Annotated in this window: 21 protein-coding genes; 3 read left to right on the forward strand and 18 right to left on the reverse strand. The window is 32.1% G+C overall.

What is annotated here, in order from left to right:
* Positions 1 to 81 precede the first annotated feature (81 nt).
* The 3 genes from KA926_RS01265 to KA926_RS01275 form a co-directional block, all read right to left on the reverse strand.
* Positions 82 to 1,290, reverse strand: a complete 1,209-nt coding sequence (locus KA926_RS01265; RefSeq protein ID WP_210143469.1) for an NAD(P)/FAD-dependent oxidoreductase — start codon at positions 1,288 to 1,290, stop codon at positions 82 to 84.
* Positions 1,291 to 1,526: 236 nt separating this feature from the next.
* Positions 1,527 to 1,886, reverse strand: a complete 360-nt coding sequence (locus KA926_RS01270) for a HesB/IscA family protein (RefSeq protein ID WP_210143470.1) — start codon at positions 1,884 to 1,886, stop codon at positions 1,527 to 1,529.
* Positions 1,887 to 1,899: 13 nt separating this feature from the next.
* Positions 1,900 to 2,136, reverse strand: a complete 237-nt coding sequence (locus tag KA926_RS01275) for a YuzB family protein (RefSeq protein WP_210143471.1) — start codon at positions 2,134 to 2,136, stop codon at positions 1,900 to 1,902.
* 439 nt (positions 2,137 to 2,575) lie between these two features.
* Between KA926_RS01275 and KA926_RS01280 the strand changes: the two genes are divergently transcribed.
* Positions 2,576 to 3,640: an NAD(P)/FAD-dependent oxidoreductase gene (locus tag KA926_RS01280; RefSeq protein ID WP_107384599.1), complete on the forward strand. Its 1,065-nt coding sequence runs from the start codon at positions 2,576 to 2,578 to the stop codon at positions 3,638 to 3,640.
* Between the two features lie 91 nt (positions 3,641 to 3,731).
* Here KA926_RS01280 and KA926_RS01285 read toward each other — a convergent pair whose 3' ends face one another.
* A complete protein-coding gene (locus KA926_RS01285; RefSeq protein ID WP_107384598.1) occupies positions 3,732 to 4,043 on the reverse strand; it encodes a YuzD family protein in 312 nt (103 codons plus the stop codon).
* Positions 4,044 to 4,149: 106 nt separating this feature from the next.
* Here KA926_RS01285 and KA926_RS01290 point away from each other — a divergent pair, with 106 nt between their 5' ends.
* Entirely contained in the window at positions 4,150 to 4,392 is a 243-nt protein-coding gene (locus KA926_RS01290; protein WP_019469675.1) for a NifU family protein, read from the forward strand.
* 364 nt (positions 4,393 to 4,756) lie between these two features.
* Here KA926_RS01290 and dltD read toward each other — a convergent pair whose 3' ends face one another.
* The 8 genes from dltD to KA926_RS01330 all read right to left on the reverse strand — a co-directional run bounded on the left by dltD (position 4,757) and on the right by KA926_RS01330 (position 11,624).
* Positions 4,757 to 5,902, reverse strand: coding sequence for a D-alanyl-lipoteichoic acid biosynthesis protein DltD (gene dltD, locus KA926_RS01295; RefSeq protein ID WP_210143472.1), 1,146 nt, complete (start codon positions 5,900 to 5,902; stop codon positions 4,757 to 4,759).
* Positions 5,899 to 6,135: a D-alanine--poly(phosphoribitol) ligase subunit 2 gene (gene dltC / locus KA926_RS01300; protein ID WP_210143473.1), complete on the reverse strand. Its 237-nt coding sequence runs from the start codon at positions 6,133 to 6,135 to the stop codon at positions 5,899 to 5,901. The genes dltD and dltC overlap by 4 nt, the downstream gene beginning before the upstream one ends.
* A 17-nt stretch (positions 6,136 to 6,152) precedes the next feature.
* Positions 6,153 to 7,367, reverse strand: coding sequence for a D-alanyl-lipoteichoic acid biosynthesis protein DltB (dltB, locus tag KA926_RS01305; protein ID WP_210140162.1), 1,215 nt, complete (start codon positions 7,365 to 7,367; stop codon positions 6,153 to 6,155).
* Positions 7,364 to 8,827 (reverse strand): D-alanine--poly(phosphoribitol) ligase subunit DltA, encoded by a 1,464-nt coding sequence (gene dltA, locus KA926_RS01310; RefSeq protein ID WP_210143474.1) that lies wholly within the window; start codon positions 8,825 to 8,827, stop codon positions 7,364 to 7,366. The genes dltB and dltA overlap by 4 nt, the downstream gene beginning before the upstream one ends.
* Before the next feature lie 14 nt (positions 8,828 to 8,841).
* The gene (locus tag KA926_RS01315) at positions 8,842 to 8,988 is read right to left on the reverse strand and encodes a teichoic acid D-Ala incorporation-associated protein DltX (RefSeq protein WP_019469681.1); all 147 of its coding nucleotides are present in this window, start codon (positions 8,986 to 8,988) and stop codon (positions 8,842 to 8,844) included.
* Positions 8,989 to 9,433: 445 nt separating this feature from the next.
* Positions 9,434 to 10,393, reverse strand: a complete 960-nt coding sequence (locus KA926_RS01320) for a 2-hydroxyacid dehydrogenase (protein WP_210143475.1) — start codon at positions 10,391 to 10,393, stop codon at positions 9,434 to 9,436.
* 10 nt (positions 10,394 to 10,403) lie between these two features.
* Positions 10,404 to 11,183 (reverse strand): TIGR01457 family HAD-type hydrolase, encoded by a 780-nt coding sequence (locus KA926_RS01325; RefSeq protein ID WP_210143611.1) that lies wholly within the window; start codon positions 11,181 to 11,183, stop codon positions 10,404 to 10,406.
* 6 nt (positions 11,184 to 11,189) lie between these two features.
* Positions 11,190 to 11,624, reverse strand: coding sequence for a DUF86 domain-containing protein (locus KA926_RS01330; RefSeq protein ID WP_210143476.1), 435 nt, complete (start codon positions 11,622 to 11,624; stop codon positions 11,190 to 11,192).
* Between the two features lie 144 nt (positions 11,625 to 11,768).
* Here KA926_RS01330 and KA926_RS01335 point away from each other — a divergent pair, with 144 nt between their 5' ends.
* The gene (locus tag KA926_RS01335; RefSeq protein ID WP_107384282.1) at positions 11,769 to 12,035 is read left to right on the forward strand and encodes a DUF3055 domain-containing protein; all 267 of its coding nucleotides are present in this window, start codon (positions 11,769 to 11,771) and stop codon (positions 12,033 to 12,035) included.
* Positions 12,036 to 12,312: 277 nt separating this feature from the next.
* On the opposite strand, the gene KA926_RS01340 is transcribed toward KA926_RS01335, so the two are convergent.
* From KA926_RS01340 to KA926_RS01365, 6 genes are all read right to left on the reverse strand, one after another.
* Complete coding sequence (locus KA926_RS01340) at positions 12,313 to 12,699, reverse strand: YutD family protein (RefSeq protein WP_107384283.1); 387 nt, start codon at positions 12,697 to 12,699, stop codon at positions 12,313 to 12,315.
* Positions 12,700 to 12,870: 171 nt separating this feature from the next.
* Positions 12,871 to 13,800: a lipoyl synthase gene (lipA, locus tag KA926_RS01345; protein ID WP_107384284.1), complete on the reverse strand. Its 930-nt coding sequence runs from the start codon at positions 13,798 to 13,800 to the stop codon at positions 12,871 to 12,873.
* Between the two features lie 81 nt (positions 13,801 to 13,881).
* A complete protein-coding gene (locus tag KA926_RS01350; protein ID WP_210143477.1) occupies positions 13,882 to 15,201 on the reverse strand; it encodes a bifunctional metallophosphatase/5'-nucleotidase in 1,320 nt (439 codons plus the stop codon).
* 20 nt (positions 15,202 to 15,221) lie between these two features.
* Positions 15,222 to 16,046 (reverse strand): sulfite exporter TauE/SafE family protein, encoded by an 825-nt coding sequence (locus KA926_RS01355; protein WP_210143478.1) that lies wholly within the window; start codon positions 16,044 to 16,046, stop codon positions 15,222 to 15,224.
* A gap of 12 nt (positions 16,047 to 16,058) precedes the next feature.
* Entirely contained in the window at positions 16,059 to 16,907 is an 849-nt protein-coding gene (locus KA926_RS01360; RefSeq protein ID WP_210143479.1) for a DUF72 domain-containing protein, read from the reverse strand.
* Between the two features lie 188 nt (positions 16,908 to 17,095).
* Positions 17,096 to 18,163: an NAD(P)H-dependent flavin oxidoreductase gene (locus KA926_RS01365; RefSeq protein ID WP_210143480.1), complete on the reverse strand. Its 1,068-nt coding sequence runs from the start codon at positions 18,161 to 18,163 to the stop codon at positions 17,096 to 17,098.
* Positions 18,164 to 18,177: the final 14 nt, after the last annotated feature.

The following is an 18,177-nucleotide window of genomic DNA, read 5'->3' on the forward strand; positions in this document are numbered from 1 at the left end:
ATAATAATTGAGGCTGAGACATAAAATAGTCTCAGCCTCAATATTTATACTACTAGATATACATCTAGTATTTATCAGTTATTAAAATTTACCTTTTTTAAATGCTAAGCCTACGCCACCAAGCTTGAATACCGCACGTGTATCGATAACTTTTTTCATAAATGCAGCTTTTTTACCTTGGATATCTTTACCATAAACAACACCAACGCCATCATTAGCACCTAAAGAACATACTGTACCACGATCAACATATTCAAACTCTTGAGTTGGTTGACCTTCTAGGATATTTTTAATGTTCTTAGCAGTGTGCTCGCCTTCTTGCATAGCAATTTGTGCTGTTGTAGGTAATGGACGTTCTTCTCCAGCTGGAATAAATGCAGAACAATCACCTATTACAAAAATATCATTATATCCATCGATTGTTAAATCTTGGTTAGTAACGATACGGCCACGTTTAACGCCTTCGAATGATTCTTCCATTAATTTGCTACCACGAACGCCAGCTGCCCATACAACTGTATTCGCTTCTAATTGTTGTTCTTCATCGTTAACCTTAACTACGAAACCTTTTTCATTTGCAGCAACGATTGGTGTAGCAATTTTAAATTCAACACCTTTGCTTTCTAAATAACTAACTGCATGGTTTACTAATTCATCAGAGAATTGAGGTAACATTTTTGGAGCAGCTTCTACACAAGTAATTTTAACTTTTGTTTGATCTACACCATATTTGTTACATAACTCAGGGATACGATCAGTTAATTCACCTAAGAATTCAACACCTGTAAATCCTGCACCACCAACGATAATAGCTAAATCTTTATCGTCTTTATTTTTTGATGCAGCATAGTTAGCAAATTTATCTTCAATGTGACGCGCTAATTTACGAGCAGTTAAAACATTTTCGATTTGGAAAGCATGATCTTTCATACCTTTAATACCAAATGTTTCACTTTCGAAACCTAAAGCAACAACTAAAATATCAAAATCAAAAATGCCCGCATCAGTTTCTACTTTTTTAGCATTGCGATCAATTTTTGTAACTTCTGCTTTGATAAAGTTTACTTTATTCTTATTGATCACGCTTTCAACTGGGTATAAAACATCTTCATAACTAACTGTTCCAGCTGAAGCTTCATGTAACCAAGTCGCTTCGTAGTGATAATCATTCTTATTAATTAATGTAATTTCAGCCTCATCAGCCGAAAGTTGCTTTTGTAATTTGGTAATAGCTTGTAACCCAGCGTAACCAGCGCCTAAAACTAAAACTTTTTTACGTTCTTGAGCCATTTCATTCACCTAAGCTTTCATAATTTTTTTGTTGCGATCGTCTTTTTTAATTTATTGATTTTCATAGAAATTCACAAAAAAGACATTTTTCATCCAACACTAATTTTATAGTTTTTATAGTTTATTTTCAAGCCGAAACGCATATATTGTTTGTTTTTTCACATAAACAGATAAAAGACTATAGTTCTCACCTCACTTAGTCGAACTATAGTCTATAAACACCTTATTTACAATTATTAACAATCTTCTGGTGAACCAGAAACTTTTGCAGTTCTGAATGAACTGCCACAACCACAAGATGCAATTGCATTTGGATTGTCTATTTGGAAGCCTCCGCCCATTAACGATTGTTTAAAATCAATTTTTGTACCTTCTAATACTGGCATGTCATATTTATCTACCAGCACTTTTACACCGTGAAATTCAAATATTTCATCATTTTCACTAGGTTCAGCTTCTGCAGACATACCATACGTTAATCCAGTACAGCCGCCACCATTGACTTTAATTTTCAAAAAGCCATTCGGCATATCATTTTGTTCCATCATATCTTTAACTTCGTATGCTGCCGCTTCTGTCAGTTCAACTACTGCCATTAAAATTACCTCCCTAAAAAATCCATGTTTCTTCTATATGTGAATAAATATTTTGTAATAAGTCGTCTGGTGATTCTCCTTCAACAATATCACCGTTTACTAATGCATACAAGCCGTTTGAGCAAATACCACAATTTTGTAGACAACCATATTCTAAAACGTCTACGCCTGGATCATTTTCAAGTTGATTATATACATAATCTCCACCTTTCGCTAAATTCGAAATGCAGAACTCAACTATTGGATTCATATTACACCCTCTCAATTAATTATCAGTTTATCAATTATAACAAAACCACACCGCTTTTGACCAATGACTAGCTTATATTATTTATTCATTTATTTTGCCATTTTTTGTTACAAATCAATTAAAACAAAACCTATTTTCGTATGAAATGTCATTCACACAATATTTTTATATTGTTATAATCATATTGCATTTAAAATATATATATTTACAAATTACAATTCATCATGTTTATTTGTAGAAGTATATAAAAAAGCATATAATATATCTAAGTAAGCTTATTATGAAATGGTATTTCGTTCAATGAAGACGAATATGATTTAACCACATTATATTTATTGACTTACATTGACGACAAGAGATAAAAATATTATTTATTAACGAAAATAAGTTGTATTTTTATCAAATTGCTCAATACATTTTTACTAAAGGGGTATCATAAATGAAAAATTTAGTTCTATTGGGTGGCGGATACGGAAATATGCGCATTATGTCTCATATTTTACCATCTGCACTTCCTGAAAATTATTCTATTACATTAATTGATCGTATGCCTTATCATGGTTTAAAACCAGAATTCTATGAATTAGCTGCTGGTACTAAATCAGACAAAGATATTCGTATGAATTTCCCTGATTCAGAACGTATCAATATTGTGTATGGAGAAATTAATGATATTAATTTGGAAGATCAAATTATTTCAGTTGGCAACACAAAAGTAGATTATGATGAATTAGTTATTGGACTTGGTTGTGAGGACAAATATCATAATGTTCCAGGGGCAGCAGAATATACTCATAGCATCCAAACATTATCAAGTTCACGGGAAACATTCCATCATATTAGTGAACTACCCAACGGAGCAAAAGTTGGTATTGTAGGTGCAGGTTTAAGTGGCATCGAATTAGCGAGTGAACTTCGTGAAAGTCGTAAAGACTTACAAATATACTTATATGATCGTGGAGAACGCATTTTGCGACGTTTCCCTGAAAAATTAAGTCGTTATATAGAAAATTGGTTTAGAAAGAACGATGTAACAGTAGTACCAAACTCTGATATTAATCGTGTGGAACCTGGTAAGATTTTCAATAATGATGTACCTGAACCATTAGATTTAATCGTTTGGACAGCTGGAATCCAACCTGTGGAAATTGTTAGAAATTTACCAATTGATATTAGTAGAGATGGCCGTGTCATCCTTAACCAATACCATCAAGTTCCAACCTATAAAAATGTGTACGTAGTAGGAGACTGTGCAGATTTGCCTCATGCACCTAGTGCACAACTTGCTGAAGTTCAAGGAGACCAAATTGCAGATGTTATGAAACTACAATGGCAAGGCAAGCCTCTACCAGAAAAAATGCCAGAACTTAAAGTTCAAGGTTTCTTAGGTTCTCTTGGCGATAAAAAAGGTTTTGCCTACATCATGGACAGAACAGTTACTGGTCGTTTAGCTTCAATCTTAAAATCTGGTGTGCTATGGTTATACAAATATCACAATGGATAAATCTTAAACAAAAATAACAAAGACACGTCTTCATATACTTTACTAACTTCTGTTAAAAGTATATGAACGTGTCTTTTTCTAAATGATTAAATTAATGCGCATCCATAAATTTAGTAATATCTCTCAATTGTACATATCCATCAGAAACATATTCATCATTCATTGTTACAAGTGGATAGAACAATTCATCTTCCTGAATACGCTCAATATATTGTTGGTCATGATCAGTTAAATTTTCAGTATCCTTCTCGATATCGATATACGTAAATTCAAATTGTGTATCTGGATACTTTCTTTTGAGCAATGGTTGCAGCCAATCAAAAGTATTTCGAGCAGTTGGTGCATTAACACAGCTTGCACAAACAACATCTGCACCATAAACGACTACACTTACTTTATTCATTTTAACTATCCCCTTTTGTCTTGATTGATAGATTTTTCTTTATATATCTATTATAATAAAAAGATAGACAGAAAATGAAATAATATACTTGAAAGGAGGCATTTCCATGCCAACTGAAAACGTAACAATGTTTGATCAAGTAGCAGAAGTAATTGAAAAACTACGTCCATTCTTACTACGTGATGGCGGCGATTGCTCGCTAGTAGATGTAGAAGATGGAATTGTTAAGCTTCAATTGCACGGTGCATGTGGTACATGCCCAAGTTCAACAATCACATTAAAAGCAGGCATCGAACGCGCTTTACATGAAGAAGTACCTGGAGTAGTAGAAGTAGAACAAGTATTCTAGTTGATCAACTTAAATATAAATTAAACAACAAAAGCGTCAAATTTTATAGAATTCTTTGTTTATGAATTTGTTATATAATAACCGATTCATAACAAAATGCACTTTCATGTTCAATGAAGGTGCATTTTTATATTCAAATCAGTAATAAAATCGATGTATGCACGATGTGAAATACATTTGACTTTGTTAGTTAATTTTATTTAAGTCATCTTTTTCCTGAACAATATACTGTCTGGACTTATGTAAAGATTGGATTCATGAATCACGTCCATAAAAAAATGATAGGAAATCTATTGTTACGATTTCCTATCATATGCTACATTTCATATATTTTTCAAATCATTCACGTTCAATTTTAAAATAACTATTTACGCATGTGCTGCGCAATGTGCTCACTAATATAAACCCAGCCTTTCCATCCTATATGGACGGCATCACTGATAACATAAGGTTCATAATCTTTATCTGTCATATCATAAATTTTCCCGCCATGCTTAACAACAGTTTCCCTTATTTTGTTATATACTTTCTGACGTTTTTCTTTATTTACACCTATATGATCATACCACTTTCCATTTGATGGAAGACTGATATATTCAATATCAGCACCAGCTTCTCGCATAGTATCTACCAATAACTCCAAATCTTTAAATTCTGGAGAATTACTATTAAATTCATAATCTCTGTTCACTTTACGCTTATGTTTTTTTATTAATTGCCAATACTCATCTCTAATTTTAAACATATTTGATTTTGAATGTTTAGCGCCATATTGTTCAGATTTATTGAGAAGCATTTTCCAACTTTCATCTTGAGCTGTTACTGGTTTAATATCTTCTAGCTCAGTATTTGAAAGTGGGAAATTCGACTTTATCGCTTCAATTTTTTCAAATTGATTCATTTTAAACGGTGATAAATATTGGTCTTTATTGTTGGTTCTACCTTTAGCTACTTTTTCTAAATATTTTCGGTTTTCTACATTTTTAAATCTCAATAAACGCTTTGCATAGCGTTGTTTAAGCTCTGGACTTAAATAATTTTGATTAAATAAACGATTCAATTGTGCTTTAGATATACGTGCATCAAAATTTTTATTAGTTAATCCATGGTCCGTAAACCATTGTGGTGATATGATAAGTGCAATTTTCTTTCCTTTTAAATGATCATATTGTGAAGCTAATTCCACAGCATTAATCAAATCTGTAGAACCACCTGTGCCAATTAGAAATGGTTGTTTAGCATACGTATTTTTGTTGCGCAATAACATGGATGGATTAAACGGATCGTCCTTTCCAAGTTCACTAGAACCATAAATAGGATAAAAATGATTCGATTTAAACATCTTATCTTGTATTAACGTACCTTTTAACACTTGATCTGACAGTGAAGTGCGTTGATTTTCTATAGTTTTCGGAGTAATTAATCCACTAAACCAGCTAGAAGGTAATATTAAGAAAATCCCAAATAAACATAGACTGATAATAATTGGAATAAAGTGTTTTAATTTCATTTTAATTCTTCTAATGCCGTTACAATCTTATTAGGCGTTGCCCATTCATCTCTGTCAAAATCCATAATTGAAACTTCTATTTCTAATTTATTTTGAATTTCTAATAATAAACCAACCGTTTGAAATGAATCTATAATACCTTCTTCAAATAATTCAACGTCAGGGTTTTCTTTCACGATATTATTTTCAGTTACTTCAGCTAATAGATCTAACACTTGTTCTTTAAATTCCATTATAATTCCTCCTCATTTTAAAAAAGTTTTCCAGAAAAAATCAGAAAACCGAATGTTACAAAGTGAAACGTAACAACAATACTTAAAGCAGTAGTAAACTGGTTCTGCCAACGTGGACGATGGTTTTTTCTCCATTTTTCATAATAACCATATCCAATAAATAATGCTGCATGGTACAAACCATACAAAATATAATAAATTTCAATACCATGCCAGATGCCCATTATTAAAAAGTTTAAGAAAAATGCTATATTCGACATTGCAAATTGACTTTTCAGTAATTTTTTCTTTGACATAAAGAATAATGAACGCATATAAATACAATCTCTAAACCAGAATGATAGTGACATATGCCATCTATTCCAAAAATCTTTAATATTTTTAGCTTTAAATGGTTGGTTAAAGTTTTGCGGGGTTTGAATACCATAAATATAACTAAATGCTATAGCAAAAAGTGAATAACCGGCAAAATCAAAAAATAAATATAAACTGTAAGCATACATATATAGCCATTTTGTGATAACACCAGAAAAATCCAGCATTAATGGATTAATTGCAAATGTTTGTATTAAATAAGCAATAATGTATTTATATAAAAATCCGAGCATGATGTAATGTATTGCTTTGACTAATAAATGACTATAGTCACTTCCACTCAGAATTTTATTGTCATCTTTTACAAAACGTTTGTAACGGTCAATCGGTCCTGAAGAAATGGTTGGAAAAAATGATATAAACTGTACTACTTTCCAAAGTCTTACCTCTTTGATTGAGCCATCTCTAATTTCCATTAATAGTTGAACACTTTTAAAAGTTACATATGAAATGCCTAAAAACCCTATAAATTCAATGAATTTACTCTCATGTAGTTTTAACTGTGCAGTACCAAACCACGAACTTTGCATAACTTTCACAATAATCAGTGGCAAAATAGAAAGAAAAATAACTGATATAAATTTTGTTGTAGTATTATTTTTAGCTCGAGAATGCCAATAATATATAATAATCATCACTTGCCAAATCAGATAAAGTATAAAATTTATCAATTCTAAGCTTAAATACGTTTGTCCAAATAAGTTATGCTTAGTCGATGAGAATATTAATATAATCATAACGGCTGTACTAAGACCATTATAGATTTTGCTCTGTTTGCCCATAAATCCTAATATGATAACTGGTAATAATATTACTAATGCTATAAAAAAGAATGTAAAATCGCCATATGGAATCATTTCAATATAGCCTCAGCAATCTTCTTACGATCCAATTTCCCATTCATCGTAAGCGGTAATTTCTTCATATATATTATCTTTTTGGGAATCATATATTCAGGCAGTACAGGTTTCAACTCAGTTTTGATATCATGTGTCAAAGTTTGAACTTCTTTTACCTCATCACAATGATTCAATATTACTGCGGCATTTAAATGAGTGACTTTGTTATTTTTATAAGTTGGTACGACAATCGCATCTCTAATCTTTTCTAATTTTCGCAATTGAAATTCAATTTCTTCTAATTCCATACGATAACCGTTTAATTTAATTTGATAATCTATTCTCCCATTAATAAACCATTGATTATCAATAAATTGTGCTTTGTCACCAGTGTAATAAGATTTCTGACCGTCTAACTTGTTAAATACTTTTTTAGAACGTAGTTCGTCTTTGACATATCCTTCACTTACGCATTTCCCTGAAATAATAAGTTCGCCTTCATGGGTCAAAGATAACTTCGTTCCCGGTTGCGGTAATCCTACTGGTAAAGGATTGTACTGATTTATCACTTCTTCTGTAACTAATATACTTGTAACTGCTACCGTAGCTTCTGTAGGCCCATAAGTGTTGTAAATATAAGCAGATGGGAAACGTTGTAGCAATAGTTCTGCAGTTTTATTTGCCAATATCTCGCCGCAAAAGAAAAATTCCTTTAAATTACTGTAATATGCTTCTGTTAAGCGAGGTAACATGAGACACATTTCCATAAATGAGGGTGTAGATACCCATACATTTATTTTTGATTCTTCTAACATTTCATTTAATAATTTTGGTTTATTAATCATTGTCTTATCAACTAAGTTCAAAGTTCCAGCAGTCATTAAACATGGATATATAGACATGACAGATAAATCAAATGAAAAAGGGGCTTGATTCAACCATTGTTGATTTGAACCAACTTGATTAAGTTCTAACATCCAATTTGTAAAAAGATTGAGGCTCTCATAACTGATTTGTACACCTTTGGGCTCTCCAGTAGAACCTGATGTGAAAATAGTATAAGCAATATCTGAATCTTTAATGTTACTTACTGTGTCCTCATTTTGTTTTACGCCTGTTAATAAATCTTTTGAAATAAAGGAAATATCCTCAATTTCTAGTTGTTCATCAGTAGTATTAAATATAAATTGAGGTTCTATTTTCTTTATAATAGATAGAATACGATCTTGAGGGATAGAAGTATCTAGGGGAACATAGCCACAACCTGCTTTCATACTACCTATCATTCCCACAATCATAAACGGGGACATGTGCCCATATAAAATTAGTGGTGTTTTAGCATTTTTCAATATGATTGCAAGTTGATTAGCAAAGCTATTGAGCGCTTCATATGTCAGAATTTCGTCATTATGTTTAACTGCAACTTGATTTGGGCAGTTTTCTCCATGCTCTTTTAAAGTTCGAATGATGTCTTTCATGATAGTCTCCTTAATTAAAATTCATTGTAAATAAAGTTATTGTGTGTATCTCCTGTACCATAAATTAAATATAATGCAATTAATATAGCTAAGTACATTACTATCAATAACCATGGTTTGAATTTTTGTAAAGCAGTACGTTCTTTATCGTTTTTTTGCATATTTCACCTCTAGCATTTATATAAATTCAACATTAATTATCTTCATTAAATTCTTTTTTATATTTTACGCTTTATTGTATATAAATTATTCAACTTTTTCACCAATTAATTATACAATTTTTCCTACATCATTACAATTAAATATTTGTACATCTATATAACAAAATTGTTAGGTAGAATATAAATAAATAGAGCGTTATTTTAAAAATCAAAAAAATACACATTAAATTCTTTTACAAAAATTTAATGTGTATTCAATAAAACATTTCAAACCAAGATATAATGATCTAATAATGCAACAATCACAGTTATCATATGTGGCAATCATCTTTTAGTAATAATGCAAATTTAAATGACTGCTAATCATTGTAAATATTTCTAAAAATTAAGCTACTCTTCACTTGGGTTAACCAAGTAATGAGTAGCTTGACATGTTATAAGTAATTTATACCACGGGTGTCTTAGGTTCATTTTCACTTAATACTAACTTTATATTATCTATACAAAGTTGTATCATTCGGTCTCTTGTTATCACCGATGCACTTCCAATATGTGGCAGTATCGTTGCATTGTCCATTGAAAGTAACGGATGATTCATATCAATAGGTTCTTCTCTTAAAACATCCAATCCACATGCTTTAATTTCACCGTTTTGTAAAGCCTTCACTAATGCTTCCTCATCAACGACAGCGCCCCTACCGATATTGATAAAAATCGCATCATTTTTCATCATTTTAAATGCCTTATCGTCAAACTTATCACGTGTTTCTGGAGTTAATGGTACCGTACAAATCACAAAGTCGCTCTCTTTTAATAATGTTTCAAATGAAACGTATAATGCGCCAAGCGCTTCTTCATCATCTTTATGTCTTGTTCTGTTATGATACATAATATTCGTATTAAAACCTTTTAGACGTCTCGCGAATGCTTTTCCAATATCGCCCATACCATAAATGCCGACGTTAGCATGATATAAGTCTTTACCAGCAAATAAATACGGTCCCCAACTCTGCCATTCACCATTTTGAACATAAGTTTCCGCTTCGACTACACGCCTTGCCACTGCAAGCATCAAAGTAAAGCCTAATTCTGCCGTTGTTTCAGTTAAAACGCTTGGTGTATTCGTCACAACAATACCCTTACTTTGCATCAAATCAACATCTATATTGTCATAACCTACTGCCATGTTTGCTATGACTTTCAGATTTGGTGCAGCTTCAATGACTTCTTCATCCATTGTTTCACTTAATGTCACAAAACAAGCTGTTGCGTCTTTTAAAGCAGTTAAAAACTTCTCTCTTGGCATAGGGGTCAACGATGCATCCCAAACTTCTACTTCACCGATGTCCTCTAATTGTTTGATAAATTTCTGTGGAATTTTTCTACTTACTACGATTTTTTGCATTCAATCACTCCTAAACTTCGAGTTCTTTGATTACCTCGTTTAAATCTTTAAAACTATATGTTGGCGGTATTGCTTTTTGGTTTACATCATCTAAAGTTGATACACCTGTTTGAACATGTATTGTATCAACATTAACATTGATTCCAGAAAGGATATCTGTATCATATAAATCACCTATCATTGCAACTTCAGAACAATCTAATTCCAAAATTTCTAAGGCTTTATTCATAATAATAGGTTCCGGCTTACCAATAAATGTTGGTTCAACACCTGTAGATACTGACACAACACTTGTAATTGCACCATTACCAGGTAAGAATCCACGTTCTTTTGGAATGGATACATCTTTATTTGTTGAAATGAATTTTGCTCCATTTCGAACACCTAGCGTAGCAGTTGCTAATTTTTCGTAAGTTACAGCTTCATCCAAACCAATAACTACATAATCTACAAACTCATCATCTTTTATTTTTAAATGATGTTGCGTTAACGCTTTTTCTAGACCAGTGCCACCTAACATAAAGATTGAGGCACCTGGTTGTTCATCAGCAATATATTCTGCAGTTGCCAGTGCTGATGTAACTACTTCATCAGCTGTAGCATCAATTCCCATCACTTTTAATTTTTCTGCTACTTCTGATGGTTCTTTAGTAGAGTTATTCGTGACAAATAAATGAGGTATTTGATGCTTGTTTAAGTATTCAATAAACTGTGCTGCACCATCAATTTTTTCATTCCCTTTGTACATCGTACCATCCAAATCAATGAGATATGCTTTGTACTGTTTCATCAAAAATTACTTCTCTCCTTTTTGACCAAATGCTGTTATAGGTACATTTTCATTATTCAAAAATTGTATTACTTCATCGATAAATTGTTGATAATAATCAAGTGTTTTATCAAAAAGTGGTTTCAATTGAATCGTATCAAGTTCATCATAAAAATGAACGAATTGCTTTCTGACATCAACAGTTTGGTTAATATTATTTTGAGTATCTTTAGAAATTACATTTTCTAATTCTAAAATATCAATGACATCTTTATAATTTCCTGGATCTCTCAAAATAAAGCCATCAATGATCATATTACCAATATCTACCGATGATTCAATCAACATTTGTGAAATTCTTTCAAATGCATAGTGATTATCTCTATAATCTGGATAATCATTAACTAATTGTTGTAAATAGTTTAATTTTTTATCTAACTTTTCTTTATTAACAAAATACATCTATGTCACCCCTATGATTCTCATCATACCATACCTTTGCAGTCGAATTCATTTATGGTTATACTGTAAATTAAGACTTTTTAAGTTCATTGAATGATTCGCATAATAAAAACTTTAATATCTCAATGATGAAAGGGTGTTTTTATGATAGATATGTATCTTTATGACGATGATGAATCATCACAGGTACAATTTGTAGGTTTCGTCGGAGAATTTAGTCGTTATGATTTAATGCTTATACAAACCAATCGTCATTTTGGAAAAACAATTGTTTTAAACATGCAAACAAATAAATTTGGCATTATTGGTACAGATGATTTAGAAGAAGAAGGATACATTGCTTATATTTTAGGTGTAACTGAAAATGAAGGTAATGAAATCACTGAATATCTCAATCAAGTCATACAATAATTGCTGTGGCAAACGCACAAGTTCAAAATAATATTAATGGCCAAAATACAGTTCGTTAAATATTATTTCTATGTCATATTATTAATTAAATCGGTGCACATAATAAGACACAATATCATTTAAAAAGGCTGAGTCATTTACGATAATCAGCCTTTTATTTTATTTAATATCATGATAAATCTACATAAAAAAGCTACTATTCATTACCCGTATATTCTCGGTTGAATAGCAGCCTAACTTGTTTTTAATATTAAATTGGGGCTAAATCTACATCAACTTACTGTTCTGTATCTTGAATCGTTGGTTGAATTTTAACATCTTGTAATTTATTTTCTTCAAATGATATCTCTGCATTTTCATCTTCTGCTTCAATTTGGGATTTAATTTCATTTTCTGGAACTTTTCTGAGAATAAAATACGGACACCCAAAGTTGCAGTATTCTAATAAATAATCTTGAATTGTGGAAAAACGCTTACTTAATTCAGCTTTTTTATTCGAATCTTTATAGAATCCTTTTAATCTTAATTGATCATATCCAAAATCTCCCACAATATAATCATACTTATCTAAAATATCTGCGTAACGATTCGCAAATAATGTTTCATCAAAACATTCTCTATAATCTTCTATAATTTCAAAATAAAAACTATTAACTTTTATCATTATACTCACCTAATCTAATTTTCATTACTCAATTTAACCATACAGTGTCTGTCTTTAATAGGTTAGTAATCAATTTTTATTATTTCTAATAAAAGACTTAGCCCAAAGTGAGTTAACGCGCGTCGTTAATATCCCTAATTGAACTAAGTCTTTAAATGCAATATCTATGTTTTAACTATTAGAATCTGTACTAAGTTTTTCTTCACCTAGACGATGTCTTTCTTTTGCAGCTTCATTTACTTGCTCATCTGCATGATAAGAACTTCTCACAAGCGGTCCAGCTTGGCAATGTTTGAAACCTTTATCCATTGCAACTTTTCTTAATTTACCAAATTCTAAAGGTGTATAGTATTTTTCAACTTTTAAGTGTTTACGTGAAGGTTGCAAATATTGACCAATAGTCAAGATATCTACGTCATTCGCACGTAAATCATCCATTGTTTCATAAATTTCTTCATGAGTTTCACCTAGTCCTACCATTAAACTAGATTTTGTTGGTATATCAGGTTGTAATTCTTTAGAACGTCTTAAAAATTCTAAAGTACGGTCATAAGTCGCTCTAGCACGAACTCTTGGTGTTAAACGACGAACTGTTTCAATATTGTGGTTTAAAATATCTGGTTTTGAAGCCATTAACGTTTCTAAAGCTTCAAAGTCACCACCCATATCAGATGGTAATATTTCTATTGAAGTGTAAGGGTTACGCTCACGTACTTTACGGACTGTTTCAGCATAAACATTTGAACCAGCATCTCTTAAATCATCACGTGCAACCGCTGTTATAACAACATGTTTTAAATTCATTAATTCAACAGATTCTGCCACGCGCTCTGGCTCATCTAAATCTAACTCATTAGGCAATCCGGTTTTAACCGCACAGAAACGACATGCACGCGTACAAACTGCGCCTAAAATCATAAACGTAGCAGTACGACGTTCGCCCCAACACTCATGTATGTTTGGACATTTTGCTTCTTCACACACTGTATGTAAGTTCTTTTCTCGCATCATTTTCTTAAGACCAGTGTAGTTTTCGTTAGTATTCAGTTTTATTTTCAACCAATCTGGTTTACGTAAAATTTCTTCATTTTTAGTAGCCATAACCGCACAATTCCTCCTGATTTCAAATCTGTAATCATTATAACGAAAATCGGATTAAATTAAAACGTAAAATGTAATATTTTAATATTCGAGCATTTTTTCTTTGTAAATATCTCTTAAAAATTCTGGCATTAAGTAATCTATAGATTGTTCTTTTAGCGTTGGAAAATAACGACCAAATGTATACATATCAACAGTACCTAACACATAAATTTTATCGTCTTCAATCTCTTCTCCATTGATGAAATATCTTGACTCTGATTCAATCAATCCTAAATTATATAGTATATAGCCACCAAAAATATCTCCTCTAAAACCTAAACCTTGTGCATGTTCATGTAAATATTCTTGTTTTTGGCTTTTAATAATTATATTTTTTAATTCCAGACCATTTAAGCGGATACGAACGGCATTGATAGGATGAGGTAACATTTGATGAATATCAAACTCTGTCATTTGATTCGCTGAGATACCTTTTACAATCAATCCTGCGTTAATGATTGTACAGTCAGCATTTGTAAATTCAAATACACTTTCAGCTAACATATAAGAAGTCTTTGTTATAACATCTGTTCTTCTTGGTAATTCAACTGGTCGATTAATAATTGGATCGCTTAACAGTGCTTTACCTTCACTTTCGAAATGTGTTTCAACCTCAGGTAAAGTGTCTAATGGATAAATCACCGCTTGCTTATCTACCACTCTATTACGGTCTATTTCCAATGTCACTTCACCTAAAAAGTGACCATATTTACCTGCAGCTGCCATTAATACACCATTATTCATTTCTCCATTTTCAAAATAATGATGTGTATGACTCCCCAGTATTAAATCTATTTCAGGAATTTCTTGGCATAATTTCTCATCAAAGAACACGCCTACATGGCTCATAATAATCAATAAATCATAATCGCCTTCGTTCGCACTGATTTCATCTTTAATAGCTTCTAATGGGTCGGTAACAACCCAATCCAACGCTCTATAAAATGGTGTGAATGGCGCAGTTGCTGCAACAAATAAGATTCTCACACCTTCAATTTCCTTAATGATTGATGATGTGATATTTCGCGGTAAGTCACCCTGTTCGTCAAAAACATTTGCACAGGTTACATCAAATTTTGCATTGTCATAAAGTGTATTTAATGCATCATGTGAAATGGTCATACCTTCATTATTACCAATTGTTGCTATATCACAACGTGCTTTATTTAATAGTTCAACATTTTTTATTCCCATAGTAGCTTCTGTAACAGGTGCAGATAAATCTACATGGTCTCCAATATCTAAATAGAGCGAGGGATGATTTAATTTTGGTCTCTCTTGAGCTAAATATTCGGAAATGCGGGCATACTCATGCAAATGACTATGGATATCATTTGTATGGTAAATAGTTAATTTCACCTTGGTTCCCTCCTCTTAGTTTATAAAAAGGACTTAATGATTAAATATAGTCCCATTATAAGCATAACTGTTCTTAATAACATAACGACAGTATTTGATTGTATGGATTGATTTACTTTCACGCCTATTTTAGCACCCAAATAGCTAGAGATAATTAATACAATAGAATAAACCCAAGCCACATGTCCTTGGGCAATATGGCCAACAGAACTCATCACGCTAGAAAAGAATATCATCATCATGCTTGTACCGACAGCAACATGTGGGGGAAATCTGAAAACAATTAACATTAAAGGTGTCATTAATGCGCCGCCACCAATACCAAATAATCCTGTCAAAACACCTATAAATAACGTTGATACAAATGCTACAACTGGCGGAACACTATAATGATGTGTCCTTCCATAACCATCTACATATGTACGTGCATACTTTGGCTTATTAAACATTTTCATCGGTTTAATATTATTTCTTATCATGAGCAAAATTGCTACAAATATCAAAAAGATACCAAAATATAAATTAAAAGAGTCTAAAGTTAAAAAACGACTTAAAATAGACCCAACCAAAGAACCTGGTAACAATCCAAATAAAAAGATAGAACCGTTTTTCACATCAACTTGTTTTGTTTTCAAATAACCTAATGTTGATGATAATCCTGTCACGATTAATATCAGTGAAGATGTCCCTATGGCAATTTGAGGTGTAATTCCATTTAGTAAATCGTTTTCTACACCTAAATAAACTAAAGTCGGAACGATAATAATGCCGCCACCAATACCTACAAGAGAACCTAAAACGGCTGATAAACCACCAATTAAAATCAAAATAATTATTGTTAACATATACGATCGCTCCTAAAATAATTTTAATTGTTGTGGTGCTAAGCCTTCATAATCAATGCCTAGTAATGTTTGATATGTCTTAGCATTTTGTGCAGCATGACCACCCGAGTTATTATTAAAAACTACATAAATATTTTTAGCTTTTTGTTCTAATAGCTTTACTTTTTGTGCTAAATCTTGAAGTTCTTGTTTATTATAATCGTACAAGTACCTTACATCTCTCCATGCTTCATCCGTCATATCTTTTTTCGTCCATCCATGTTCATTTCTGCCATGATAACGCACAAATGCTGTCTCGTTTGTAATACGATTGACTAAGGGTATAGAACCTTGTCCAACTTGTGGTTCATCACATACTGCGTGTATCATTTCATATTCAGTTAAAAAAGCTAATGTTTCTTCTTTAAATTGATCATTAAACCAGGATTGATGTCTAAATTCTATACAAACAGGAAATGCTTTCAACTGTTCTCGTACATATCGAATATACCTGATGTTCTGTACTGTGCAATCAAACCAAGGCGGAAATTGTACTAATACCATCGCTAACTTTTGTTCAGATTTTAATGGCGTTAACATCGCTTTAAACTGATCAAAAAGTATTTGTCTTGATTCTGCAAAATCATGATAATCTGCATGAAGTGTTAATGCCTGATGAATTTTAACTATAAATTGGAATCTCTCAGGCGTCTCTCTTATCCATTTTCTAATATTTCTTTCAGGTTGTATCGCATAATAAGATGCATCTAATTCTACAATGGGAAAGTGACTTGCATATGTAATTAGCTTATCTGATTTACGCTGTAAATCTTCGTACAAAGTATCATGGTCTCCCCAACCTGTTAATCCAATATTTATCATAGTATCACCAGTTATATGATACCATAGATGATTTATGAGATTCACTAGATTAAATTATATTCTTCAATTGTTTCAACGGTTAAGGTTAGGATAAAACAACGATGACTGTAGTAGATACACGAAACATAAAACAAAAAAGTTGCTATTATTTTAAAAATAGCAACTTTTCTTGAAACAACTTAAGTTCATTACTCGTTAAGTATGTGTTTGGTTTCTTGTATGATATCAGCTATCAATTTAGATGCTGAACTAGGTTGTGATAACCTAGGACTTTGTCCACTCCATAGATGTGTCCATTGCTCATTACCTAAGTCAGCTGCAGTTTTACGAATACTTTTTGTCAATTGGTTTTGTATAGGATAATCTGGAATGTCATCATCATATCCTTCCATCTTGTGTATAAATTCATTATCGATACCTCTAGCTGGTTTACCTGTAAAAGCTTTTGTGATGACAGTATCTGTTTCTTTACTTTGTTGTATTGCATTTTTATATAAAGCTGAAGCACCGCTTTCTTCTGAAGTTAAAAATGCTGTTCCCATTTGTACAGCTTCGGCACCTAACACCATACTTGCAACAACACCACGTCCATCCATAATGCCACCTGCTGCTATCACTGGAATAGATACATTATCTACGACTTGTGGTACCAGTGACATGGTACCAATCAATGGTGTGTGATCACCTGAAGTTACAGTGAAAGAACCTCTATGTCCACCTGCTTCACTACCTTGAGCGATGATAGCATCCATACCAGCACTTTCATTAGCTTTCGCTTCTTCAACTGAGGTTGCTGTTCCTATCAAAGTAATCTGACGTGCTTTCAATTTTTTGATAATATTTTGGCTTGGTATTCCAAAAGTAAATGAAACTACAGGAACCCCTTTTTCGATTACCATATCTATGGATTCATTAAATTGCTGTTCTTCACTAACATCAATAACAGGTTCCTCTAGACTCAAAGCTTTTCTATAGGGTTTTAACCATGCATTCATGTGTTCTACACTTTCTGGAATATATAATTGTTCACTTGGAACAAATAAGTTAACTGCAAAAGGTAAATCAGTTAATTCTTGAACATATGTTATTTCTGAATCTAACTTCTCTGAATTAAAATATCCTGCCCCAATTGTACCAAGCCCTCCACTATTACTCACAGATGCTACTAATTCAGGCGTTGTACTACCTGCCATACCTGCCTGAATAATAGGAAGTTTGATATTCAACATTTTGGTCACTTTTGATGAAAAGTGCATGCAAAACACTCCTT

It is taken from the genome of Staphylococcus sp. GDY8P94P (genome assembly GCF_017892255.1).
GTDB lineage: Bacteria > Bacillota > Bacilli > Staphylococcales > Staphylococcaceae > Staphylococcus > Staphylococcus cohnii.

Coding starts and splice junctions, on each gene's coding strand:
- KA926_RS01265 (WP_210143469.1), bottom strand. CDS start 1,290: ATGGCTCAAGAACGTAAAAAAGTTTTAGTTTTAGGCGCTGGTTACGCT.
- KA926_RS01270 (WP_210143470.1), bottom strand. CDS start 1,886: ATGGCAGTAGTTGAACTGACAGAAGCGGCAGCATACGAAGTTAAAGAT.
- KA926_RS01275 (WP_210143471.1), bottom strand. CDS start 2,136: ATGAATCCAATAGTTGAGTTCTGCATTTCGAATTTAGCGAAAGGTGGA.
- KA926_RS01280 (WP_107384599.1), top strand. CDS start 2,576: ATGAAAAATTTAGTTCTATTGGGTGGCGGATACGGAAATATGCGCATT.
- KA926_RS01285 (WP_107384598.1), bottom strand. CDS start 4,043: ATGAATAAAGTAAGTGTAGTCGTTTATGGTGCAGATGTTGTTTGTGCA.
- KA926_RS01290 (WP_019469675.1), top strand. CDS start 4,150: ATGCCAACTGAAAACGTAACAATGTTTGATCAAGTAGCAGAAGTAATT.
- dltD (WP_210143472.1), bottom strand. CDS start 5,902: ATGAAATTAAAACACTTTATTCCAATTATTATCAGTCTATGTTTATTT.
- dltC (WP_210143473.1), bottom strand. CDS start 6,135: ATGGAATTTAAAGAACAAGTGTTAGATCTATTAGCTGAAGTAACTGAA.
- dltB (WP_210140162.1), bottom strand. CDS start 7,367: ATGATTCCATATGGCGATTTTACATTCTTTTTTATAGCATTAGTAATA.
- dltA (WP_210143474.1), bottom strand. CDS start 8,827: ATGAAAGACATCATTCGAACTTTAAAAGAGCATGGAGAAAACTGCCCA.
- KA926_RS01315 (WP_019469681.1), bottom strand. CDS start 8,988: ATGCAAAAAAACGATAAAGAACGTACTGCTTTACAAAAATTCAAACCA.
- KA926_RS01320 (WP_210143475.1), bottom strand. CDS start 10,393: ATGCAAAAAATCGTAGTAAGTAGAAAAATTCCACAGAAATTTATCAAA.
- KA926_RS01325 (WP_210143611.1), bottom strand. CDS start 11,183: ATGAAACAGTACAAAGCATATCTCATTGATTTGGATGGTACGATGTAC.
- KA926_RS01330 (WP_210143476.1), bottom strand. CDS start 11,624: ATGTATTTTGTTAATAAAGAAAAGTTAGATAAAAAATTAAACTATTTA.
- KA926_RS01335 (WP_107384282.1), top strand. CDS start 11,769: ATGATAGATATGTATCTTTATGACGATGATGAATCATCACAGGTACAA.
- KA926_RS01340 (WP_107384283.1), bottom strand. CDS start 12,699: ATGATAAAAGTTAATAGTTTTTATTTTGAAATTATAGAAGATTATAGA.
- lipA (WP_107384284.1), bottom strand. CDS start 13,800: ATGGCTACTAAAAATGAAGAAATTTTACGTAAACCAGATTGGTTGAAA.
- KA926_RS01355 (WP_210143478.1), bottom strand. CDS start 16,046: ATGTTAACAATAATTATTTTGATTTTAATTGGTGGTTTATCAGCCGTT.
- KA926_RS01360 (WP_210143479.1), bottom strand. CDS start 16,907: ATGATAAATATTGGATTAACAGGTTGGGGAGACCATGATACTTTGTAC.
- KA926_RS01365 (WP_210143480.1), bottom strand. CDS start 18,163: ATGCACTTTTCATCAAAAGTGACCAAAATGTTGAATATCAAACTTCCT.